Annotated in this window: 23 protein-coding genes; 19 read left to right on the top strand and 4 right to left on the bottom strand. The window is 67.7% G+C overall.

Annotated features, from left to right (window positions below):
• Positions 1-56 precede the first annotated feature (56 nt).
• Positions 57-1487 (top strand): MFS transporter, encoded by a 1431-nt coding sequence (locus ACILRH_RS11930; RefSeq protein WP_395693532.1) that lies wholly within the window; start codon positions 57-59, stop codon positions 1485-1487.
• A complete protein-coding gene (locus ACILRH_RS11925) occupies positions 1488-2660 on the top strand; it encodes a lipase family protein (protein ID WP_395693530.1) in 1173 nt (390 codons plus the stop codon).
• Positions 2661-2739: 79 nt separating this feature from the next.
• On the opposite strand, the gene ACILRH_RS11920 is transcribed toward ACILRH_RS11925, so the two are convergent.
• Positions 2740-3201 carry a nuclear transport factor 2 family protein gene (locus ACILRH_RS11920; protein WP_395693528.1) on the bottom strand — a complete coding sequence of 154 codons (462 nt, stop codon included), beginning with the start codon at positions 3199-3201 and terminating at the stop codon, positions 2740-2742.
• Between the two features lie 115 nt (positions 3202-3316).
• Between ACILRH_RS11920 and ACILRH_RS11915 the strand changes: the two genes are divergently transcribed.
• From ACILRH_RS11915 to ACILRH_RS11880, 8 genes are all read left to right on the top strand, one after another.
• Complete coding sequence (locus tag ACILRH_RS11915; RefSeq protein ID WP_395693526.1) at positions 3317-4081, top strand: IclR family transcriptional regulator; 765 nt, start codon at positions 3317-3319, stop codon at positions 4079-4081.
• A gap of 107 nt (positions 4082-4188) precedes the next feature.
• Positions 4189-5109, top strand: a complete 921-nt coding sequence (locus ACILRH_RS11910) for a cyclase family protein (RefSeq protein ID WP_395693524.1) — start codon at positions 4189-4191, stop codon at positions 5107-5109.
• A complete protein-coding gene (locus ACILRH_RS11905; RefSeq protein ID WP_395693522.1) occupies positions 5106-5828 on the top strand; it encodes a cysteine hydrolase family protein in 723 nt (240 codons plus the stop codon). The genes ACILRH_RS11910 and ACILRH_RS11905 overlap by 4 nt, the downstream gene beginning before the upstream one ends.
• Positions 5825-6748 (top strand): branched-chain amino acid ABC transporter permease, encoded by a 924-nt coding sequence (locus ACILRH_RS11900; RefSeq protein WP_395693520.1) that lies wholly within the window; start codon positions 5825-5827, stop codon positions 6746-6748. The genes ACILRH_RS11905 and ACILRH_RS11900 overlap by 4 nt, the downstream gene beginning before the upstream one ends.
• A complete protein-coding gene (locus ACILRH_RS11895) occupies positions 6745-8463 on the top strand; it encodes an ABC transporter permease subunit (RefSeq protein ID WP_395693519.1) in 1719 nt (572 codons plus the stop codon). Before ACILRH_RS11900 ends, ACILRH_RS11895 begins: the two co-directional genes overlap by 4 nt.
• A gap of 49 nt (positions 8464-8512) precedes the next feature.
• On the top strand, positions 8513-9163 hold the full coding sequence (locus ACILRH_RS11890; RefSeq protein ID WP_395693517.1) for an ABC transporter ATP-binding protein: 651 nt from the start codon (positions 8513-8515) through the stop codon (positions 9161-9163).
• Between the two features lie 159 nt (positions 9164-9322).
• On the top strand, positions 9323-10573 hold the full coding sequence (locus ACILRH_RS11885) for an ABC transporter substrate-binding protein (protein ID WP_395693514.1): 1251 nt from the start codon (positions 9323-9325) through the stop codon (positions 10571-10573).
• A gap of 2 nt (positions 10574-10575) precedes the next feature.
• Positions 10576-11484 carry an alpha/beta hydrolase gene (locus ACILRH_RS11880; RefSeq protein WP_395693512.1) on the top strand — a complete coding sequence of 303 codons (909 nt, stop codon included), beginning with the start codon at positions 10576-10578 and terminating at the stop codon, positions 11482-11484.
• Between the two features lie 6 nt (positions 11485-11490).
• On the opposite strand, the gene ACILRH_RS11875 is transcribed toward ACILRH_RS11880, so the two are convergent.
• Both ACILRH_RS11875 and ACILRH_RS11870 read right to left on the bottom strand, forming a co-directional pair.
• Positions 11491-13086 (bottom strand): AMP-binding protein, encoded by a 1596-nt coding sequence (locus ACILRH_RS11875; protein WP_395693511.1) that lies wholly within the window; start codon positions 13084-13086, stop codon positions 11491-11493.
• 5 nt (positions 13087-13091) lie between these two features.
• Complete coding sequence (locus ACILRH_RS11870; RefSeq protein WP_395693509.1) at positions 13092-13838, bottom strand: enoyl-CoA hydratase/isomerase family protein; 747 nt, start codon at positions 13836-13838, stop codon at positions 13092-13094.
• Positions 13839-13972: 134 nt separating this feature from the next.
• Between ACILRH_RS11870 and ACILRH_RS11865 the strand changes: the two genes are divergently transcribed.
• A complete protein-coding gene (locus ACILRH_RS11865; RefSeq protein WP_395693507.1) occupies positions 13973-14776 on the top strand; it encodes a sugar phosphate isomerase/epimerase family protein in 804 nt (267 codons plus the stop codon).
• Between the two features lie 8 nt (positions 14777-14784).
• On the opposite strand, the gene ACILRH_RS11860 is transcribed toward ACILRH_RS11865, so the two are convergent.
• Positions 14785-15372, bottom strand: a complete 588-nt coding sequence (locus tag ACILRH_RS11860; protein ID WP_395693506.1) for a TetR/AcrR family transcriptional regulator — start codon at positions 15370-15372, stop codon at positions 14785-14787.
• Between the two features lie 105 nt (positions 15373-15477).
• Here ACILRH_RS11860 and ACILRH_RS11855 point away from each other — a divergent pair, with 105 nt between their 5' ends.
• From ACILRH_RS11855 to ACILRH_RS11820, 8 genes are all read left to right on the top strand, one after another.
• Positions 15478-17115: a class I adenylate-forming enzyme family protein gene (locus tag ACILRH_RS11855; RefSeq protein WP_395693504.1), complete on the top strand. Its 1638-nt coding sequence runs from the start codon at positions 15478-15480 to the stop codon at positions 17113-17115.
• Positions 17112-17627, top strand: coding sequence for a MaoC/PaaZ C-terminal domain-containing protein (locus ACILRH_RS11850; protein WP_395693502.1), 516 nt, complete (start codon positions 17112-17114; stop codon positions 17625-17627). Before ACILRH_RS11855 ends, ACILRH_RS11850 begins: the two co-directional genes overlap by 4 nt.
• Positions 17605-18738, top strand: coding sequence for an ABC transporter substrate-binding protein (locus ACILRH_RS11845; RefSeq protein WP_395693500.1), 1134 nt, complete (start codon positions 17605-17607; stop codon positions 18736-18738). The genes ACILRH_RS11850 and ACILRH_RS11845 overlap by 23 nt, the downstream gene beginning before the upstream one ends.
• A gap of 112 nt (positions 18739-18850) precedes the next feature.
• The gene (locus ACILRH_RS11840; RefSeq protein WP_395693498.1) at positions 18851-19624 is read left to right on the top strand and encodes an ABC transporter permease; all 774 of its coding nucleotides are present in this window, start codon (positions 18851-18853) and stop codon (positions 19622-19624) included.
• Between the two features lie 10 nt (positions 19625-19634).
• Complete coding sequence (locus ACILRH_RS11835) at positions 19635-20426, top strand: ABC transporter permease (RefSeq protein ID WP_395693496.1); 792 nt, start codon at positions 19635-19637, stop codon at positions 20424-20426.
• Entirely contained in the window at positions 20423-21565 is a 1143-nt protein-coding gene (locus tag ACILRH_RS11830) for an ABC transporter ATP-binding protein (RefSeq protein ID WP_395693495.1), read from the top strand. The genes ACILRH_RS11835 and ACILRH_RS11830 overlap by 4 nt, the downstream gene beginning before the upstream one ends.
• Positions 21562-22308 carry an SDR family NAD(P)-dependent oxidoreductase gene (locus ACILRH_RS11825; protein ID WP_395693493.1) on the top strand — a complete coding sequence of 249 codons (747 nt, stop codon included), beginning with the start codon at positions 21562-21564 and terminating at the stop codon, positions 22306-22308. Before ACILRH_RS11830 ends, ACILRH_RS11825 begins: the two co-directional genes overlap by 4 nt.
• Entirely contained in the window at positions 22305-23186 is an 882-nt protein-coding gene (locus tag ACILRH_RS11820; protein WP_395693492.1) for a sugar phosphate isomerase/epimerase family protein, read from the top strand. The genes ACILRH_RS11825 and ACILRH_RS11820 overlap by 4 nt, the downstream gene beginning before the upstream one ends.

Genomic DNA, 23186 nt, shown 5'->3' with positions numbered 1-23186 from the left:
TGTGTCCGGCTCGGTCATGACAGGTGCGTGACAGCCCGTCCGGCCACCGTGGGGCCATGACAGCGATCACCGGTGCGGCCGTCGGGAGCCGCAACACCTCGCCCAGCAGGTGGGCGGTGCCCCTCATCTGCACGGCCCAGCTCATGGCCACACTGGACGTCACCATCGTCAATTTGGCCCTGCCGGCGGTGAACGGTGACCTGCGCTTCAGCGACGCCGGCCTGGCCTGGGTCATCGACGCCTACACACTCGCCTACGCGGGCTTGCTGCTCGTCGGCGGTCGGCTCGGGGACGGTTACGGCCGGCGGCGGATTCTCATGGCGGGTGTCGGGTTGTTCACCGTTGCGTCTCTGGTCGCCGGTGTGGCCGGAAGCCCAGCCGTGCTCCTCGCGGCTCGTGCCGGTCAGGGTGTGGGTGCCGCGCTGGCGACACCGACGACGTTGTCGCTCATCACGACCTTGTACGTCGGTCGCGACCGCGCCCGGGCGATGGTCGCCTACGGCGCCATGGCAGGGCTCGGGATCACGCTGGGCCTGGTGCTCGGCGGAGTCCTCACCGAGCACGGCTCATGGCGCTGGGTCTTCCTGGTCAACGTCCCGATCGGGGTGATTCTCCTGGTCGCCGCGCCGCGGGTCCTTCCCGAGTCTCGAGGGCCTCGTCGACCACAGGACGTCCCTGGGGCGATCCTGGCGACGCTCGGTCTCGGGACGCTCGTCTTCGGGGTCATCCGTGCCGGCAGCCACCACTGGGGTGAGCGGACGTCGCTCGCAGCGCTGGCGCTCTCAGCCGTCTCGCTGGGAGCGTTCGTCGCGTGGGAGCGCCGGCGGTCTGAGCCGTTGCTGCCGCTCACCCTGCTACGGAACCGGGTCCGGTTCGGTGCCTACCTGGTCGCCGCGCTGCTGTTCGCATGTCTCTACCCCTGCTTCTTCATCCTCAGCCAGCTCTTGCAGCAGGTCCAGGGCCTCGGCCCACTCGCCGCAGGACTCCGGTTCCTCCCGATCGGGATCGGCGTGCTGGCCTTCGCGATCCTTGCCAGACGGCTGTTGGAGCGAGTCGGTGCCCGCCCCCTCGTCCTCGTCGGCACGATCGCCACCGCCGCAGCCACGCTCGGGCTCACTCGGCTCGATGCCGACTCCCGATACGCAATCCTGCTGCTGCCGTGCTTGATCGGTCTCGGAGCGGGAGTGGGTACGACCTTCGTAGCAAACGCCGCTCTCGCCATGACCGACGTCCCCGAGACAGACGCCGGGGTCGGGTCCGGACTGCTGAGCACGTTCCAGGCAGTCGGCGGCACCATCGGGGTCGCCGGCGTCGCGTCACTCGTGGCCTCGACGACATCTCGCGCGCTCGACGGTGTCGCAGCGTCGTCCCCCGCCGTCCAGACCCAGGCGGTGATGGACGGTTTCACCAGCGGGTTCGTCGCTGCGGCGGTCCTCGCGACGCTTGCCGTTGGGGTGGCCTTCGCCACGGCACCGAGGAGGCGTTGAATGTCCGCGCAACCGGCTACCCGCTCCGCCGCGGTCCCACCCAGCGCGGACCCGTTCTACGGACCCGTGTCGCGGGTGCCCGATCCCGGCATTGTCATCCGGTCACGCAGGGTTTCGGTGGTGCACGAGACCGTGGCCCGAGCGTGGCAGCTGGTGTACTCGTCGACCGGGTCTCGGGGCCAGTCGATCGCCGTGTCAGGCACGATCCTCGCTCCGACGGCCGCGTGGCGCGGGCCGGGCCGACGTCCCACACTGACGTACGGCGTCGGCGTGCACGGCCTCGGCCGCGACGCCGCACCCAGCTTCCAGCTGACCTCCGGGACTGAGGTCGAGATCGAGGTCATTGCCCAGGCCCTTCGCCAGGGTTGGATGGTCCTGGTGACAGATGGTGAGGGACTCGGCATGCCTGGCCCCCACACCTATGGAGCGGGACTGCCCGGTGGGCACACCATGCTCGACATCGTCCGCGCCGCGAGCAGTGTCGTCCCGTCAACGGCGGGTGCTCCGGTCCTCGTCTGGGGGTACTCCGAAGGGGGGCGATGTGCCGCGATGGCGGCGGAGCTGCACCCCGACTATGCCCCGGACCTGGACCTGGTGGCGGTTGCCGCCGGCGGAGTCCCGAGCGACCTCGCCGTGATGGCTGCAGCGCTCGAGGACGGGCCCTTCGCCGGGCTGAACCTCGCCGTGCTGGTCGGCCTCGCACACGCTCACGGCGACCCGGCCCTCCTGAACGTCCTCACCGAGGAGGGTCGGGAGGCCGCGACGAGGGCCGCCGAGCTCGACGCCGCGGGCCTGATCGTGGAGTACCCCCAGCCTCTGCGGGCACACACCGTCCGTGACACGCCGTGGGAGGACCCGGTGTGGCGCGAGCTGCTGGCGCAGGAGCGGGCCGGTCAGAGGCCGCCGCGCGTCCCGACGCTCGTCTATCACGTCGAGGACGACCAGCTCGTCCCGACCGAGCTCGGCAGACAGCTCGCCGAGGACTACCGCCGGCTCGGGGCATCCGTCGACTGGTACTCGGTGGACGCCGACAACCACCTCAGCGGCGTCTACGTGAGCTCCTCGCAGGTGGTCGCCTGGCTCGCGGACGCCCTTCGTGAGGAGTCAGTCGTCGGTCGGTGCGCGCCGGCCGACCGACACCCGGAGGGTGATTCACCCAGTCCGGCGGGTTGACGACCTCGGCGGTCATCAGGCGGTCCACGCACTTCATGGCACGTGCTGGACAGACCATGACAACGGTGGCTCTGGGGCTTCAGGCACCTTCGGCGCGGAACCGATCGACCGCATCCGGACCCCAGATGCCGACCTCGCGGTCCAGGAACCGCCATCCGTCACCGGTGAGGACGACGACGTCGCTCGAGTAGCCGCACCAGATCAGCTGGCTCGGCGGTGCATCGCGCCCGTCGGTGACGATGAAGAAGGTCCGGACCGAGCGCTGGTCCGGGCGGCTGTCGGGTCCGGGGAGCACCACGATGTTGGTGACCTGGTGCTGTCGTCCCCGCTGCTCGGGGTTGCTGTGCCAGCCCTCGATGACGCCGCGGACGCCGCCAGCCCCGGAAGCAGTGACCGGCCCGTCCGGTCCGGGCTGCGTGATCGACGCCTCCGGGAGGAACAGCGCCAGCATCCCGTCGGTGTCACCGATGTCGAGATGCCAGTTGTAGCGGCTGTACAGCGTGTGGATTCCGGTGAAGATCTCGGACTCGGTCAGGTCCATCGGTGCTCCCTGGGGTGTTGCTCACTAGGCTCGTGTGTGCGCCGACCGTAGACGCAGCAGGGACAAACTGCAAGATAGCGAGAAGTATTTCAGACTATGAGAAAGCGTGTGTGATGTGACGAGTGCAGACGACGGCGACGCCCGTCAGCCGCGGATCCAGTCGGTGGCCCGCGCGGCGGGCATCCTGAGCGCCGTAGCGGGCAACCCGAACGGGCTCACGCCCAAGGACGTGAGCGTGGCCCTGGACCTTCGCCTGCCCACCACGTACCACCTGCTCCAGACCCTCGAGGCCGTGGGACTTCTCCGTCGCGAGGGCGGCACTGGGAGCAGGTACCTCCTTGGCTTCGGTGTCGGCCAGCTCGCACGTGGCTTCGACCGTCAGGTGTCGGTCCCCGAGCAGCTCGCCGCGGTCGTCCGTGCGGTGGCGGAGCGGACTGGTGAGTCGGTGTACGCCTCGGGGTGGTCGGACGGCGAGATCGTCATCCTGGACCGGCAGATCGGCACGCACCCGGTGGGTGTGGCCGCGCTGCCCATCGGGCTGGCGGGTCACGCCTACGCCCGCGCCTCCGGAAAGCTCCTGCTCGCGCTCATGTCGGAGGAGGAGCGGGAGACCTACTTCGCGCGGCACGACTACGCGCCACTGACACCCTCGACCCTGAGCATGGAAGAGCTCGTCGCGCAGCTCGACGTCATCCGGGAGCAGGGCTATGCGCTGGACGATGAGGAGCACACGCCAGGGGTGTGCTGCGTTGCGGCGCCATTCGAGCTCGGCGGTCGACAGTTCTGCGTCGCTCTCTCGGCCCCGAGCGATCGCTTCCGCGAGCGGCAAGATGACTTGATCGAGGCGGTCTGCTCGAGTGCCTCCAGTTTCACCATTTGAAACTTTCATCGCTATCTTGACAAGTTCCGGGAGCGTCCATACGCTCCCGGCGTGCAGATCCGAGCTCGCCTACAGTCGTCGCCCCGTCACGTCGAGGGCGGCCGGGCATGACACCCGAGCAGCTGCGCGACCTCGGCGCGGCCATCAGCAACTGGGGCCGGTGGGGTGCCGATGACGAGATCGGCACGCTGAACCACGTCACGGAGGAGCGGATCCTCGCCGCCGCGGCGCTTGTCCGACGCGGCCGAGTCTTTGATCTCGGCATGCCCCTCGACGCTCATGGCCCCCAGCCCGGTGGGGTGCGCTTCAACCCGATCCACCGGATGTCGGTGACACCCTCCGACTACGCGAACTCGGCGGACGGCATGGTGGCGGCCGACGACATGGTCATGATGACCCTTCAGGCCGCGACGCAGTGGGACAGCCTCGCGCACGTCGGATATGACGATCGGCTGTACAACGACGTGCCGGCCTCGGCCGTGAACAGCTTCGGCGCGAGTCGCAACGCCATCGACAAGACGGTCGGACGGATGGTCGGGCGCGGAGTCCTGCTGGACATCGCCCGGCTCAAGGAGGTCGATTCGCTCGCATCCGGTGAACGCATCGAGGCCGAGGACCTCGAGGCAGCCGAACGTCGCCAAGGTGTGACCGTCGGAGCCGGGGACTTCCTCTTCGTCCGGACCGGGTGGTACCAGACATTCCTCGGTGGCGACTCCGCGGCCTACCTCGGACCGTCCCCGGGTCTTGCGCTCTCCTGCTGTGAATGGCTTCACCGTCGCGACGTCGCTGCCGTGTGCGCGGACAACAGCGCCGTCGAAGTCCTGCCGAGCGAGATCGAGGGCGTCGACGTACCGCTCCACATGGTCCTCATCCGGGACCTGGGTCTCACGCTGGGCGAGATGTTCAACCTGGAGGAGCTCGCAGCCGACTGTGCGGAGACGGGCGTCTCCGAGTTCTTCTTCAGCGGGTCGGCCTTGAAGTTCACCGGAGCCGTCGGCTCCCCGCTCAGCCCACTGGCGATCACATGAGCGCCCCGGCGATCTTCGGCGGCGACGTCTCGTTCGTCGACCCGCTCGAGGCGCGCCCGGAGAGCACAGCCGTCGTCGTCACGGACATGCAGCTGTCGAACACCTCGTTGGAGCACGGCGTCAACCGGGCACTCGACCGGATCCGTCCCGGCTCGGTGGACTACATCGACGCGCGCGTGCGTGGCGTGGTCCTCCCAGCCGTCACCCGCCTCCTCCGAGCGAGCCGGGAGCGTGGGGTCGTGGTGATCTACCTCGCACTCGGCTCGGCTTACCGGGACCTCCGTGACATGACGCCGCGAACCCGGGGGTTCGTGCGTCGCCTGGAGGCGGCGAGCGGCATCGAGGACATCTTGTGGCGGGGTGACCCCGGCTACGCCTTCTGCCCGGAGATCGCCCCTCGCGACTCGGACATCGTGGTGCGGAAGACGGCGTGGGGGGCGTTCAACAGCTCGGCGCTCGAGCAGGTCCTGCGGGACCGTCGCATCGACACCATCCTCATGAGCGGGGTCACGACCAACTGCTGTGTCGAGACCACGGCGCGCGACGCGGCCGACCGCGGCTACGGCGTCGCCATCGTCGAGGACTGCGTGGCCGACTTCGACCTCGCGGCCCATCAGGCAGCTCTGGACGCCTTCCGGTTCAACTTCGGGCACGTCCTGCCCAGCGTCGAGTCGGCGACGACGCTCCTGGACGCTTCGTCCGGAGCGGGGCAAGCATGACCGCGCTTGCGCAGGCGCTCGCCGGGTCAGCGGTCGACGGACTTCTCTACGGAGTGCTCGCCGCCGGTCTGGGTCTCATCTTCGCCGTGACGGGCCGCCTCCACTTCGCCATGGCTGCCTCCTTCGTCCTCGCCGTCTTCGTCGCGGCCGACGCGGTCGAGCGAGGCGCCCCGTTCGGCGTCGCTGCCGCGCTCGGCCTGCTCGTGGGAACTGGGCTGGGGCTGCTGGTCGAGGTGGTTGTGTACGCACCCATCGTGCGGCGCGCCCCCGACGTCGCCCTCCTCAGCGTGTTCGTCGCCGGCATCGGCGTCGTGACAGTGTGCGAGAACGCGGTCCGTCTGGTGTGGCCTGTCGTGGAGAGCCGGCAGCTCGACCCCGGGATCGTCCCCGAACGGATCGTGCTCTGGGGTGACGTGGGAGTCACCAACCTCGACGTGGTGGTGGGTGGGCTAGCAGTCGCACTGCTCATCGGCCTCCAGATCCTCCTCTCCCACACGCCGTTCGGGCAGCAGGTGCACGCGACCCGAGGCAACCCACTCCTCGCGACCTTGGTGGGCATCTCAGAGCTGAGGATCCGGCTGTGCGTCTTCGCGATCGGCTCGTTCCTCGTAGCGGTCGTCGGGATCGCCACTGCGATCAGGTCCACGGTGACGCCGAGCGGGGGCATCGAGCCGACTTTCATGGCCATCGTCGTGCTCTTCCTCGCCGGTACGGGCAGCTCGCCCGCCCGATTCGCGGTCGCTGGTCTCGCAGTGGCGGCAGCCGAGGCACTCTGCGCGGTCTACGTCTCCTCAGCCTGGAGCCCGATCGTCGTCTTCGGGATCCTGTTCGGGTACATCGCCCTGACGCCGACCGTCGAGAACCTCAGAGAGCGGCGTGCCCGCGGGCTGCGGACCGCACGGATTGCGAGCGTGCGATGACCCCGTGGATCGACGCACTGAACCAAGGGCTGATCATCGGTGTCTTCGCCGTGTCGCTCAACGTCCTCCTCGGCCACGCCGGACTTCTCTCCGTCGCCACCGTGGGGTTGGGGGGAGTCGGAGGCTACGCCGCCGCATACCTGTCCCTGTCGGAGGATTGGCCGGCCGGGGCGGCGTTGCTTGCCGCAGCGATGCTCGGACTGGCCGCGGGAGCTGTCGTCGGGCTCCCGGCGCTGAGACTGGGACCGGACTACGTCATCGTCCTGACCCTGGCCTTCGGCACGATCATCGGCGCGCTCGCCGCAGCCGTGCCGAGCCTCGGCGGGACTCAGGGTCTGGTCGGCCTCGAGGCTCTGGACATCGGCGGGCGGTTGCTCCGCCCGATCGACCTGCTCCGCTTCGTGCTCCCACTGGCAGCGTTGATGTTCTTCCTGTGCTGGCGTCTGGTCCACTCGCCGTTCGGTCGCGTTCTCCGTGGGATCAGGGAGGACGAGGTCGCCGTGGAGGCTCTCGGCAAGCCGGTGGTCCGGTTCAAGGTCACCGCCTTCGCCCTGACCTCCGTCGTGGCGGCCATAGCCGGCGCCATGCTCGTGTTCTACCAACAACTCGCCTCGCCCTCCCAGTTCGGGTTCGGCACGACGACCGCCGTCGTGGCGGCCGTCGTCATCGGTGGAACGGGCAACCTGGTCGGATCGATCGTGGGGGCCATCGGTCTCAGCATGATCCGCCCGGCGCTGCAGGAGCTACTGCTGCTGCCCCCGATCGACGCCGCTCAGTGGCAGCTGGTGTGCTTCGGACTGCTGCTCATCCTCGTCCTCGTCCTCCGCCCGGCCGGGCTGCTGCCCGAGAGGCTGCGAACCCACGATGACCACCGGGAGACGGAGCCCCCTGTCGAGCACGGTGCTGACCGGTCGCGAGCGTTCGGGAGCGACGAACGTCGTCACGAGGAGTCCTCCTCGTCGGCACTCACGGCCACCCACATCTCCAAGAGTTTCGGTGCGATCACCGCCGTGGACGACCTCACCCTGAATCTTCGTCCTGGTCAGGTCACGGCACTGCTCGGTCCGAACGGGGCAGGGAAGACCACGGTGTTCAACCTGCTCACCGGAAGGACGAGGACCGACTCAGGAGAGGTCGTGCTCCACGGCCGGACGATCACGGATTGTCCCGTCCATCGCGGCGTCCTCCTCGGCATGGCACGAACCTTCCAGGACGTCCGTATCTTCAAGCGCCTCACGGTGCTCGACAACGTCGCGATGGCAGTGCCGAACCAAGCCGGCGAGAGGCTGCGCCACCTCTACCTCCGACCAGGGATGGTCCGGCTCTCTGAACGGTCCACCGTCGCTGTCGCCCGTGGCTGGCTCGACTTCGTCGGGCTCACTGAGCATGCGGGTCGCGCAGCGGGCAGCCTGGGGTTCGGCGAGCAGAAGCTGCTGACCGTGGCACGTGCGTTGGCGACCGGAGCCGACGTCATCCTCCTCGACGAACCTGCCTCAGGGATCGACCGAGCCAGCCTCGAACCGGTCCTCGAGCTCGTCGAGAGGCTGCGAGACACCGGTCGCACGATCTGCCTGGTCGAGCACAATCTCGATGTCGTCGATCGACTGGCGGACTCGGTGCTCTTCATGGAGCAAGGTCGCGTCACGGCGACTGGCTCGATGGAGGAGATCAGGCAGATCGATCGACTGGCGGAGGTGTACTTTGGCCAGTCCTGACCCCGTTCTCAGCGTCGCGGGCCTCTCCGCTGGCTACGACGGGCGACCTGTGGTCTTCGACATCGACATCGCAGTTCTTCCCGGTGAGGTCGTCACCCTTCTCGGCAGCAACGGTGCGGGCAAGACCACCGTCCTCAACAGCATCGTCGGCCTCGTTCGCCGGATCTCCGGAGACGTGGTGCTGGACGGCGCGACCTGGGACGGAGCCCACCCGCATCGAGCGTTCCGACGGGGTATGGGTCTCGTGCCCGCGGAGAGATTCGTCTTCCCGGGGCTCTCGGTGTCCGACAGCTTGCGGCTCGGTGCGCGCAACTTGGGACAAGGTGAACGGGCCGACAGGATCGAGCACGTCCTCGACCTCTTTCCCAAGCTGGGGCATCGCCTCACACAGCGGGCCGACACGATGAGCGGCGGCGAGCAACGCATGCTGAGCATGGCCGTCGCACTGCTCGGCCGACCGCAAGTTCTGCTGCTCGATGAGCCATCCCTCGGTCTCGCCCCAGCCGTGGCGACGCAGGTCGCGGACACGCTTCGCCGCCTGGCCACAGAGGAGGGTCTCGCGGTCGTCCTCGTCGAGCAGAACGTGCGTCAGGCACTGAGGATCGCCGATCGCGCCTACATCATCCGCTCGGGACGGATCATCCACGACGCCCGCGCGGCAGTGCTTCGCGAGCAGACGGAGTGGTGGTCGCTCTTCTGAAGCGGCCCCTCACGGACCTTCCGGTCGCACAAGCGTCCGGTCAGCACGAAGTAGGAGAAGGTCATGACCGCAAGAACCAGAGGGAGCGTCCCCGGCTCAGGAGCTGGGATCCGACTCGATCGCCGGCGACTGTTGGTGCGGACGGGGCAGGCGGCAGCGGTGCTGGGGGCCGCGCGTCTGCTGGGTGGCTGCAGCACCGACGGTGCGAGCGACTCGGTCGCGGTCTCGGGGACCGTGGGCGAGCGACTCGGCTCGATCCTGGGGATCGAGCCGGGCGAGGCATCGGGCAAGGGCCTGAAGATCAGTGCTGGGGCGTCCATCATCCTGTCGGGGGCACTGGCTCCGCTCGGTCAGGACCATCTGCGGGGTCTCGAGCTCGGCCTGGCGCACGTCCGCGCGGCGGGCGGGCCGAACATCCAGCTGATGACCAGAGACAACGGGATGGACACCGCGAAGGGTGTCGCGAACGTGCGTGAGTTCGCCGCCAGCGGCTGCCCAGTGCAGTTCACCGACTATGCAGCGTCACTTGGCGCCGAGGTCCCCGCCTACAAGGACAACAAGATCTTCGCCGTCGACCCGGGCGGAAGCATCGCAGCCTACGCCGGTAGCGACTTCTACTACATGACCCGCCCGACGCCACCGCAGAGCTATATCGGGGCTCAGGTCGCGTTCATGCGCGACCGCTTCCCTGACGGCACGAAGTGGGCGCTCATCGGAGCTGACGCCGGGACGGACTACAACACCGAGGAAGTCCGGGTCTCTCGTGCCGCAGCGGAGGCAGCCGGGTACAGCTGGGCCGGTGACACGCACGTTCCCTACGACACCACGAACTTCTCCGCAGCCTTCTCCAAGCTCGGGCAGGGCGATCCCGACGTCATCCAGGTCGACCTGTACGGAGGCCAGCTCGGCATCTTCCTCAAGCAGTACGCCACGTCGGGCTTGTCCGCCAAACTCATCGGCATCGACTTCACGCCGGAGGCACAGAAGGCAGCGGGGTCCATCAAGGAGTACTACTTCGCCAACGACTGGTTCGACCCGGTCAATCCGACCAGCGACTGGGCCGCGCTGCTCGTCGAGGAGTACCGCCGACTTCACAAGACTGACCCCCTCTACCCTGCCGCGGAGTACTACCAGGCGGCGTTCATCGTGTGGGACGTGATCAGGCAGGTCATCGCCGATGGGAACGACCCGACCAAGGGTGGCACCGACAACTACGTGCGGGCGGTCTCCAGCATCGATGGTCACCAGAGCGTCTTCGGTGGTCGCGGCAAGAAGCTGGGCACGTTCAAGTTCGACGCCAACCACCTCCCTGCAGCGCTGCCCTGCACCATCTGCTCGGTGAGCGGACAGGACTTCCCGGTGCCGCAGGCGCGATTCAACGTCTCCGAGTCGACCCTCCAGGAGGTCTGACGATGTCGGTGCGGCCGGAGATGCGGGCGTTGGCGGAGGCGATCTGGGCCGCCGTCGCCACCGAGGAGGTGGAGCCCGGATCTCCGGCCGCGCTGTCGGCTTGGCGGCAGGGATACGACCAGTTCGGTCAGGAACTCCCACTGCCGCCCGGTACCTCGGTGCGTCGTCTCATGCTCGGGTCACGCCCGGGGGAGCTTGTGACAGTGGGTGGGGCTGAGCCGACTCGCCTGGTCGTCTTCGTGCACGGCGGTGGCTACATAGTCGGATCACCGACCTCGCACCGATCCTTCGCTGCTCACCTGGCGGCGACAGCAGGCGTTGCCGTCCTTCTGCCTGACTACCGACTGAGCCCCGAGGTGACCTACGGCTCGGCGGTCGAGGATGTGGTCCTGGCGTTCGAGCACATGCTGGCGAACGGCTGGGATGAACGATCTGTCGTGCTCGGCGGGGACTCTGCCGGAGGCGGCGTCGCCCTGGCCGTGACGATGACCCTCCGCGACCGGGGGCGACCGGTGCCCAGTGGTCTCGTGTTGTTGTCCCCGTGGGCGGACATGACGCACCTGGATCACGGGTCACGTGTGACCTACGGCGACGAGCCGATGTATGACCGCGACTTCACGCACCTGATGGCGAACGCCGTCATCGGAGACGGGGATCCGGCGGACCCACTCGTCTCCCCCGTGCTCGGGGACTTCACTGGGCTGCCCCGCATCCTCGTCCACGTCGGGAGTGTTGAGGCGATGCGTGACGACGGAGAGCGCGTGGTCGAGCGCGCTCGCGCGGCGGGAGTCGACGCGACACTTCGTGTCTGGCCAGGCGCCGGTCACAACTTCCAGGTCTTCCCGAGCTTCTTCCCGCAGGACTCGATGGCGTGGTCGGCGCTGCGCGACATTGCTGCCTTCGTAGCGTGACAGTGCTCAACGGTGCGCGTCTGCATCCCACGTGGTCGTGGTGACGCCGCGCGCCGTCAGGAGGTGCCTTTCCAGCTTCTCAGTGGGGGTTCTCGGTAGGGAGGTTGTGAGCTCCACGAAACGAGGCACCATGTACCGCGCCATCCGTCCATGGCAGTAAGACCACAACTCCGCCTCCGTGACATCCGAGCCTGGGTGGAGAACGACCACTGCCTTCACCTCCTCTTCGGTGTACTCGCTGGGCACTCCGATCACGGCAGCCTCGGCCACCGCGGGATGCGAGCTGAGGACGTCTTCGACCTCGACCACGGAGATGTTCTCGCCGCGGCGCCGGATCACGTCGCTGCGCCGGCCTTCGAAGAAGACGTTGCCGTCTCGGTCGCGGTGCACCAGGTCCCCGGTGTGGAACCAGAGGTCCTTCCGCGATGCCAGGGTTGCCTCGGGGTCGCCGTAGTAGCAGTCCGCCAGCAGCGATGGTTCGAGGGGACGCAACACCAGTTCACCGATCTCACCAGGCGAGGCGCACGTCCCGTCGTCGCGATGGACGTCGACCTCGAAGGTGCCGACAGGGCGCCCGCAGCTGCCTGCAACCGGCTCGCTCGGTGGGTACAGCACGACGCCGGCATCGGTTGAGCCATAGACCTCGACCAGACGGAGACCGAAACGCTTCTCGAACTCGTCTGCGAACGACGGCATCGGCACCCCCCAGGCCAGGCGGACCTCGTGTGCCCGGTCCAGCCCCGTCGGAGGCTGGTTGTTCAACATGGTCAGCGTCGCACCCATGAAGTTGAAGACCGTGGCGCCGAAGGTCCGGACCTCTTCCCAGAACCGAGTGACCGAGAACCGCTCACCGATGGCAGCCACGGCTCCGGTCGCGAGTGCGGGCATCAAGGTCAGCACGACAGCGTCCACGTGGAAGAGCGGGAAGGGGCAGTAGAGGACGTCGTCCTCGCGCAGTCCGAGCTGCTCGGCGAAGACCTCCGCGTGCCGGAGCAGGTAGCGGTGCGAGATCTGGCAGGCCTTCGATCGACCAGTCGTCCCGGAGGTGAAGAGAAGCATCGCTGGATGGTCCGCGTCGCCGGGCCGGTCGGTGTCGGTCTGTCCGATGGACCGCAGGTCGTCGAACGCCCCCCACCGGATGCCCTCGTCGTCAGGTCGCTCCCACATCGAGTCCGGGAGACCTGGATCGACCTGGCCGCTGACGTAGATCTTCCTGACGTGGATCAGATCGGCCAGAACTGGCTCGAGGGAGCTCAGGAGGGTCGAGTGCACGATTAGCGTGTCCGCGCGGGTGAGGTTGATGGCATGAGCCAGGCCGGCACCGCGAAAGCTGGTGTTGATCGGCGCGAATGTCCGACCAGCGCGGCACGCGGCGAAGAGGAGCGTGATGATCTCCATCCCGTTCGGTAGGAGACCTGCGACGATCTGCGACGCACCCTGCCGATCCACGCTGAGTCCCGCCGACAGGACGTCAGCCTCGTGGTCGACGTACCCCAGTGAGTAGTCGCCCTCCCTGGTGCGAATCAGAGGACGCGTTGGGTCGACCGCGGCGCGGAACCGGAGGGCAGCAGCGATCGACAGCCCTGTCAGGCGTGGCTGCACCGGCATCATGCCGTGGGGGCGGACGGGACATGGATATCGCGATACGACAGGCGGCTCGCCAGGTCGATCAGCTCGCTCAGCTCGGCTGAGAGCGTGGCCGACCAGTCCTCCGGGTCGCGGTTCAACAGACGCTTGGTGGCCGCTACGGCGGGCGCCACTGCATGTGCCACGCGGCCAGCCATGCTGAGTGCCCGTGGGAGGAGTTCCTCGGGAGAGACGACCCGACTGACCAGACCGACACGAAGGGCGGTCGAAGCGTCGACACGGGTGCCGAACAGCAGCATTTCTCGCGCCCAACCGTCCCCGACGAGTCGCTGCAGGAGCTGGGAGGCGCCGTTGGTCATGAGCAGTCCGTGGTCGACCTCAGGGCAGAGGAACCAGGCATCGGTCGACGCCAGCCGGACGTCGCAGTTGACCGCCAGCTCCATCCCGCCCCCTACGGCGGCGCCGTGGACGGCCGCAATCGTGGGGAGCGGGCACGACCGCACGACATCGGCCAGGCGTTGGATCGACCGGAGGTATCGTCGGAGGCCCTCCGCGTCCATCGCCGCGACAGCATTCAGGTCGGCGCCGGAACAGAACGCGGCGCCCTCGCCCGCGAGGACGACGGCGTCCACGTCCGCCTCATGGATTCGCTCGAACGCGTCGGTCAGAGCCGCTACCACCGACGGGTCGATGGCGTTGCGCACCTCGGGTCGGCTGATGGTGACGACGGCGGTGCGCGCGTGACGGTCGAGGGTGACGACACTCATGAGGCGCGAGTGTGGTCGACTGGTCCCAGTGATGTCAACATGATGATGGAACTATAAAAACATGATAATGTCGAACAATGATCCACCTTGGACTGGATGCTGTGTGCTGGCGCGCTGCCCTCGCCTCAGGGCGCATGAGTCTGGAGGACGTCATCGACGAGGCGGCAGACCTCGGCGCTGCACATCTCCAGATGAACACCGCGACGCTTGCCCACGCACGATCGCCGCTGGCTCGCGACGTCCGCGCTCGGTGCGAGGACAGGTCCCTGGTGATCAGGCTGACCGGTTCACCGATCGGCAGCGACAACCATCGCGGTGACATTGCTGCCGCGGTCGCAGGGCTCGAGGCCGACCTCGCCCTCGCGTATCAGCTCGGCAGCGGATCCCTCATGGTGTACTCAGGCGTCTACCGACCCGACCTGCTCGCGACTCCCGAACGCATGGTGGACGAGACCACCTTTCTTCGGTCCGTCCTAGGGCGAGCGACCGGCGTGGCCTCGGACCTGGGTGTCAGGGTCGAGGTCGAGAATGCGTCTGACTTCAAGAGCCGCGAGCTGCTGGAACTTGTGCACTCGTTGCCGGAAGGCTCCGTCGGCACGTTCCTCGATCTGACCAACCCCTACAACGTGCTCGAGGACCCGATCCAAGCGGTCGAGCGGCTCGCACCCACCTCCAGTGCAGGACACGTCAAGGACTTCGCGCTCGAGTCGATCTACACCGATGACCGCTACCACCGGTTGGGTGTGTCATTGCGCTTCAAGCTGCCTGGAGAAGGAGCCTCCGATGTGCGGGGAGCGATCCATGCGCTCCGGCGCAGCCTGGCCGGGCGTACGTTCCACCTGGCCATCGAGGGTCTCGACACCGATCCCCGTTCGCCCGTGATGAAGCCTCGGCTGGAAGCCAGTCTGGCGTTTCTGCGGCGGTGCTTGGACGGCTGAGACCGGCTTCACGAAGCATCGACGGACACGATCCCCAGGTCGTCGAGAACATCGGACAGCACCCGGTGCTGGCGTTCCACGGGCCAGCCGTGCTGATACGCCTCGAACGTGATGCCGGTGACGACCGCCCGCAGCACGTCGACCGTAGGTTCGATGCGCGGACCGGGCACCAGCTCCTCGAGGTGCTCGCGGAACAACCCCCGCATGTAGTCGTCCCACGCCGCGAACACATCGCCCGCAGCCGGGAACTCGTCACGAGCCGCCAGCAGCTGGAGTCGGGCACGCTCGATCAGCATCTGGTCCTCCGTCGCGGGCAGCGCCCACACGAGGAGTGCCCGCATCCGCGCGGCAGGATCCGAGCTTCCCGCGTCCAGGTCGGCGACCGTCTCGCTCCAGCCGGCTGTCAGCTGCACGGCGAGGTCGTTGATCAGCTCGTCCCGGGACCGGTAGTAGTGCGTCACCAGGGTGACCGAACCGCCGAGCTGCTCGGCAACCGCGCGGATGGTCAGACCGGCGAGGCCCTTGTTTGCCAACACGGTCACCGTCGCACGCACGATCTCGCGCCTTCTGCCGTCGTGGTCGACGTAGCGAGGCATCAGGTCCTCCCGTTCGGTCTGCTGGTGAAGGCAATCGTAGGGTACTTGCCGTTACATAACAGGTGTTGTATAACAGTGCGAACAAAACGATGCGAGGAGGTGAACGTGGCCGGACCGACCGTTGGCGGCGACCAGGTGACGCATCACGCGTGGCGTGAACCGGGACCCATCTGGTCCGGTACGCCTCTGCGCTCGATCGCAGACCTGGTCGACGAGCGCGCTCGCCAACGCCCACAAGCCGTGGTGCTCCACTTCGAGGACGGGGTCCAGGTGACCCGCGCCCAGCTCGCGGAGTCGGTCCGGGAGTTCGCAGACCATCTCGCGGGCCGGATCGTGCCCGGAGACCGGGTAGCGGTGGCAGTCGGCAACCGCGCCGAGTTCTTCGTGGCCTGGCTCGGGACGCTCGCAGCGGGTGGGGTTGTCGTCCAGATGAACCCCTCGGTCGGTCGCCACGACGCGAAGCATGTTCTGGCTGACTCGGGAGCGCGACTCGTGGTCGCGGACGACGCCGCGGTGGCGGTGATCGGCGAAGTGCGCGCCGCGTGCCCGGAGCTGGAGGAAGTCCTGGTCGTGGACGCCTCCCGGCCCGAGCCCTGCGGCCTCTCTGGCTTCCGGTCAGGTGAAGGCGTTCGGGCTGCCCTTCGTGAGTGGGATGCCGACGCGCCGGCCACGATCTACTACACCTCGGGCACGACGGGTGCCCCGAAGGGCTGCGTGAACAGTGAGGCAGGCATTCTCCGTTACGTCGACCTGATGTGTCGGCTCTACCGACCGGCTGCCGACGACCGTCTGTTCAACCCGCTGCAGTTCTTCTATGGCGATGCGATCTGGCTCTTCCTGACGGCGCTCCGGGCCGACACACGCATGGTGTCCATGCGGAGGTTCAGCGTGAGCCGCTTCTGGGCGACCGTCCGTGACACGGAGGCGACGATCCTGCTGGGGATCGGTGCCATCCCGAGTCTCCTCCTCACCTCCCCCCCGACGCCCGACGAGCGCGATCACTCGGTCCGGATGGCGCTCCAGATCGGTGTCCCCGTCCGCCGCCATGCGGAGCTCGTCGAGCGCTTCGGGTTTCCTTGGATCGAGCTCTACGGACAGGCCGAGTCAGGCCTGACGATCGGGATGCCGGCCCACCTCGCCGACGACTACACGGGCACCGGCGCCATCGGGATCCCGATGCCCGAGGTCGAGGTCCGACTCGTCGAGCGCGGGCGCGTCGTCGGGGGACCCGGCCAGGGGGAGGTCCAGGTGCGGGCTCCTCACATCATGCGGGAGTACCTCGGGCGTCCGGATGCCACCGCGGAGGCGATCACGGACGACGGTTGGCTTCGCACCGGAGACCGGGTCTCGCGCGACGAGCACGGCGTCCACTACTTCTTAGGGCGCATCAAGGAGATCATCCGCCGCGGTGGCGAGAACATCGCTCCGTTCGAGGTGGAGTCGGTCCTCCGCATGCACCCCGATGTCGTGGACGCCGCCGTCGTGCCCGTCCACGACGCGCTGCGAGGCGAGGAGGTGATGGCGTACGTGCAGCTTCGCCCGGAAGCTCGGGTAAGCGAGGCGGACCTCGTCGAGTTCAGCGCCGGGCTCCTCGCTGCGTACAAGGTGCCCCGGTTCGTCAGGCTGAGGTCTGCCGAGTTCCCACGCACCCCCAGCCACCGCATCAGGAAGTCCGACCTCACTGTCGATGGTCGGCACCAGTCTGCGGGGGCCTGGGACCGCGACGCAGGGGCGAGTCGATGAGCGACTTCACGTACGACGCCGCGGGGCTGGTGTCGCTTGGTCTCGACGAGATCGCCGCGCTCGAGGGTCGTACGTTCTCCGGACCATGGTTCGAGCTCGACGACCGCGACCGGGATGCCTTCGCGGCCGCGACCTGGCTGGACCAGGTGTACCCCGATCCCCCTCCGCCTGAGTTCGGCAACGACGTCGTGGAGGGCTTCCTCACGCTGGGGCTCCTCGATGCACTCTGGAACCAGGTGATGCGGTTCGACCGCGAGTCGACCTACACGATGAACTACGGCCTCGACCGGGTCCGATTCGTCTCTCCTGTGCGGGTCGGTCAGCGGTTGCGGCTCGAGCTGCAGGTCCGCCAGGTCAGCCGCAGGCCCGATGGCCTGGTCGTCCGACTCGGGTGCCAGATCGCGATCGACGGCCAGGACCGACCCGGTCTCGTCGCCGACTGGCTGTTGATTGTCCGCCCTCGCGGCGGTGATCGGTATCACACTGGAGATGAAGGAGATTGCGGTGTCTAGAGTTCGGAGCAATTGGGTCCGGCTGGCTGCTGGAGCCGCAGCACTGGCTGTACTGCCACTCTCGGGATGTGCTGGGGATGAGGAAGACGCGAAGCCGTCGTCGACGGCCACGTCCGCAGGCCCGGCGAAGGCGGGGACGGTCGCCGAGGGGATCTTCGACGGTCGCACGGTCACCTTCGTCTCCTGGGGGGGTGAGATTCAGGATGCCCAGGTGGCCGCACTCGACGGCTTCGTCGAGACGTCGGGCGCCGAGATCGTCCAGGACGGCCCGACGGACGGCGCCAAGATCAAGGCGCAGGTTGACGCCGGAGTCGTGAACTGGGACGTCGTGGACATCGCTGACAACTGGGCAGTAGCGAACTGCGGGACTCTTCTGGAGAAGATCGACTACAGCGTCGTCGACACCTCCGAGATGATGCCCGGCGCCGAGCCGACCGAGTGCGGCGTCCCAGTGATCGCCACTGGGAACGTGCTCGCCTACAACGAGGAGGTCTACGCCGACGAGGCGCCCTCGGGGTGGGCCGACTTCTTCGACACGGAGAAGTTCCCTGGCAAGCGCGGTATCTACATCGGCAATCCTTCGGTCGCGCTCGAGGTCGCCCTGCTGGCAGACGGGGTCGCTCCCGAGGATCTGTACCCGCTCGACGTGGACCGAGCCTTCGCCAAGCTCGACACGATCAAGGACGACATCGTCTTCTGGGACGGAGGTGCGACCGTCCAGCAGATGATGGAGTCGGGGCAGATCGACATGGGCCTCGTGTGGTCGGGCCGGGTCTACGGTGCGGTCGAGGCTGGCGCACCGTGGGCCGTCGCCCACGAGCAACCGTTCCTGACGTACGACTACCTCGTGATCCCGAAGGGCTCCGAGAACGCCGACGTCGCCAACGCGCTCATCAACTACTACATCGGCGCTGAGCAGCAGGCGAGCATCACCGAGAAGATCACCTACCCGGGTGTCAACAAGAACGCAGAGCCGGAGCTTTCGGAGAACGCAGCTGCGTTCCAGGTCGACAAGGCGCCGTTCAGCGACCAGCAGTACCTCGACTTGGACTACTGGGTCGAGCACTTGGACGAGCTGACCGACCGCTGGACGTCCTGGGCGAATGGGTAGTCCTGGAACGACTGGTCCCGGGGTGGCGAGGCGTCGCAGGCGCCTCGCCACCCCGGACCGACCGGGGCGGCTGCCGTGGGGTGTCGTTCCCGCCCTGGCGCTCGTCTTCCTGGTGCTCGTCTACCCGTTGGCTCTCGGGGTCTACCGCTCCGTCGTCGACCGGGACGGCGGGACCAACGCCTATGCGTGGTTCCTGGACAACACGGTCTACGCCAGGATCCTCCTGCGGACCTTCATCACGGCGGGATGGGTGACACTCATCTGCCTGGCGCTGGGGTTCCCGTACGCGTACCTGATGACGGTTGCGGGACGCCGCACGCGGTCGGTGCTGATGCTCGTGGTGCTCCTACCGTTCTGGACGAGCGCGCTCGTGCGCATCTTCGCCTGGGTCGTTCTGCTGCAGCCAGGGGGCATCGTGTCCACGGCTCTCTCACCAATCGGCGTCGGAGAACGGCTTCTCGGCACTCAGGCCGCGGTCCTGATGGGAATGTCGCAGCTGCTCCTTCCCTTCATGGTGATTCCGATCTACACGGCGATGCGCACCATCGACCCGCAACTCATGCTGGCTGCCGAGAGTCTCGGAGCCAGGCCGACGGTCGCCTTCTGGAGGGTCTTCGCCCCACTGTCAGCGCCAGGAGTGTGGGCGGGCAGCGCCCTGGTCTTCATCCTCAGCCTGGGCTTCTACGTGGTGCCGGCACTGCTCGGTTCGCCCTCCCAGTCTTTGATCGCCCAGACGATCTACCAACAGGTGAGCGGACTCCTCTACTTCGGCCGCGGCGGCGCGCTCGCCGTCTTCCTCCTGGCTGCGACGATCCTCGTCTTCGGGTCGGTCGCCCTGGTCAGACGACTCGTCTCGAGACTGCGGGGTGACCGGTATGGCACGTAGGTACGGACGCGTGTCGCTGTACGTGTTCGGCGGTCTGGTGGGCGTGTGGCTCACGCTGCCGACGCTCATCGTGGTGCCGCTCTCCCTGACCGACCGTCGATCCTTCCAGTTCCCGCCCCAGGGTTGGTCCCTGGAGTGGTACCGGCGATTCTTCGATCCCGAGTCCGGGTGGATGGATGCGACCTTCGCGTCCGTCAGGATCGCCCTCTTGTCTGCCGCGGTCGCCACGGTGGTGGGCACCAGCGCTGCCCTGGCTCTGCACCGGTGGCATCGTCGCAAGGCCGCCGGAGCGGTCCGGGCGCTCCTGCTGCTGCCCTTGGTGGTGCCCGGGATCATCGTGGCGATCGGTGTCTACGCACTCGTCCTCGAGCTCGGCCTCTTGGGCACCACGATCGGCTTCGTCACCGCGCACGCCACGATCGGGCTCCCGTTCGTCATCGTCACGGTCGGCGCGAGCCTACGCAACCTGGATCCTCAGCTCGAGCGCGCGGCGGCAAGCCTCGGCGCGGGACCCTTCGAGACGGCGCGCCGGGTGACGCTGCCCCTGATCGCACCCGGCATCGCCTCGGGCGCCCTGTTCGCGTTCATGGCCTCGTTCGACGAGGTGGTGGTCGCGCTCTTCATCAAGTCGCCGTTCCTCGAGACCTTGCCCGTCCAGATGTTCGCCAGCATGACCCGCGACACCGAGCCGACTGTCGCTGCCGCTGCGACCCTCATCCTCGCGCTCACGACCACTGTGCTGGTCGCGGCAGGCCTTGTCACCGGTCGACGTGGTCGCACCCACACTTCGGAGGAAGCATGATCGCGACAAGTGGGGGTGGCGCCGCCATCTCCTTGGTCCGTCTCACCAAGAGGTTCCACCACCACCTGGCCGTTGACGACGTGTCGCTCGAGGTGGAGCCCGGAGAGTTCATCACCCTTCTCGGTCCGTCTGGTTCGGGGAAGACCACGACGCTCAACCTGCTCGCCGGGTTCGCGCGGCAGGACTCCGGGCACGTCAGGATCGACTCACGCGAGGTCGACTCCGTTCCCCCTCACCGCCGCGACCTCGGCATCGTGTTCCAGAACTACGCCCTTTTCCCCCACATGTCGGCCGCCGAGAACGTTGCCTTCGGCCTTCGACAGCGGAGGGTCCCACGCGCTCAACGTGCCGAGCTGGTCGCTGCAGCCTTCGAGACGGTGCGGCTGTCCGGCATGGAGAACCGACGGCCGACAGAGCTCTCCGGCGGACAGCAGCAGCGCGTCGCCTTGGCCCGGGCGATCGCCTTCGATCCGCGCGTTCTGCTGATGGACGAACCCTTGGGTGCGCTCGACCGCGCTCTCCGGGAGGAGATGCAGTTCGAGATCCGACGGATCCACCGGTCCGTGGGAAGCACGGTCGTCTTCGTGACCCACGACCAGGAAGAGGCACTGGCGCTCTCCGACCGGATCGCCGTCTTCGACCGCGGCCGCCTGCACCAGGTGGGCACGGCCGACGACCTCTACGAACGTCCACAGACCCCGTTCGTCGCGCGCTTCATCGGGGAGTCCACGATCGTCGACGGCGTGGGTGGCCAGGTCGCAGCGGGGACCTGCAGCGTCAGGACAGCCGGCGGTGAGGTCCGCGTGCGGGGGACGCTGTCAAGCGAGCAATCCGTCTCTGTCATGGTCCGCCCGGAGCGCCTGGTCCTGTCCAGCATCGACGCCGACCCCCAGCCGGGCGGCAACCACATCGTTGTCGACGTCCTCGATTGCGTCTACCTCGGTTCGAGCCGCAAGGTCGTCGTCAGGCTCCCCGACGGCTCGGCCGGGCTGGTCCGGGAGACCTCCGGGCGGACCTCAGACTTCCGGGCCGGCGACCGAGCACGGCTCGACTGGCAAGTGCAGGACGGCGTCCTCCTCGTTGAGCCGGGCGTGGCCGCCGCGCCAACGTCGAACGCCCACGGGGGTGAGGAGCAGTGAGCAAGGACTTCGAGGGACGGGTCGCCCTCATCACCGGGGGATCCGGTGCACTGGGATCGGCGTGTGCCCGGCGACTGCTCGCTGGAGGTGCCCAGGTCGCTCTCCTGGCACGCGACCGGACCGGGCTCGACGAGGTACGTGGGGCCCTGCGCTCCGCTGACGTCCGTGTGTACCCCGCCGACGTGACGCGGTCCGGCGAGGTGGACTCGGCGGTCCAGCAGATCGAGTCCGACTTCGGCCGGGTCGACATCGTCGTGTGCGCCGCCGGGACGGCCGACGAACCGCTGGAGATCACCGACCTCACGGACGAGGGCTGGCGCACCATGTTCGCGACCAACACCGACGGGACGTTCTTCACGATCCGTAGCGTGCTACCGGGCATGAGGCGTCGTGACTACGGACGCATCATCGCCCTGGCCTCGGTCGCGGGGTCCGACGGCAACCCCCACGAGATCGCGTACTCGGCGAGCAAGGCCGCCGTGATGACGCTGGTCCGAGCGCTCGGCAAGCATCTCGCCACGACTGGGATCCGCGTGCACGCCGTCGCTCCTACCGTCATCGACTCTCCGATGGGCACCGGGCCCGAGGTCCCACCGGAGCTGGTGGACTACCTCGTCGCCCAGGTGCCCGTCGGACGGCCCGGACGACCCGACGAGGTCGCCGACCTCGTCGCCTTTCTCGCCCGTGAGCAGTTTCAGCTGTCCACTGGCGCCACCTTCGACCTCTCAGGAGGACAAGCATGATCAAGCTCGGAGTCGAAGCGATCTCCTGGCACGCGCGAGTCGCGAGCCGGGAGATCGACCTGGTCGGCATCCTCGAAGAAGCCGCGGCCGCGGGAGGCGAGTTCGTCCAGGCCGGAGTGGACTACCTGACCGCAGTGGCTGGCGGTGCTGAGGCAGCGGCCGACGCGGCCCGGGCGCACGGGCTCTTCCTGCGGGCCACGGGCCGACCGATCGGTCGCAGGTACTGGAACGGGGATACGGCAGAGGTAGTGAGACACGTCTGCGAGTGGCTACACACCGCGGCTGAAGCCGGGAGCGACAGCCTCATGCTCTACAGCGGGGTCTACCGACCGGAGCTTGCCGGCAAGCCCGAGGAGATCAGAGCCGAGCTCGATCACCTGGTCGGGGTCCTCACGGGCGCTGAGGACACCGCCGTGCAGCTGGGGGTCACGCTGCTGCTCGAGAACGCCTCGGACTTCACCTGTGACGAGCTGCTCTCGCTCTACCAGCGATGCCTGTCGGAACATGTCGGCCACTTCCTGGACCTGACCAACATCTACAACGTGTGGGACGAGCCGAGGCGAGCGATCGAGCGTCTCGGGCCGCTCTCGCGAGCGGGGCACGTCAAAGACTTCGTTCTGGAGTCGATCTGGGCCGATACCGGCTACCACCGAGACGGCTATGCGGTCCGCTTCCGCTATCCGTTCGAAGGCGTCACCCCGGTCACCGACCTGGTCACACGTCTTCGAGATGTTGTCGGTGACCGGGAATTCTGCCTGGCTGTCGAGGGCCTCGACAGCCAGCCAGGTGTGGCAGATCAGGTTCGGCGTCTGACCGCCAGCTTCTCGTCGTTACGCGAAGCGCTGGAGGCGCAGCGCGAGTCCTCGACTGTGGGGTGA

This window comes from Nocardioides sp. (assembly GCF_044226765.1).
Taxonomy (GTDB): domain Bacteria; phylum Actinomycetota; class Actinomycetes; order Propionibacteriales; family Nocardioidaceae; genus Nocardioides.
The sequence above is the reverse complement of the archived record's forward strand: the minus strand, read 5'-3'. Positions and strand labels throughout refer to the sequence as shown.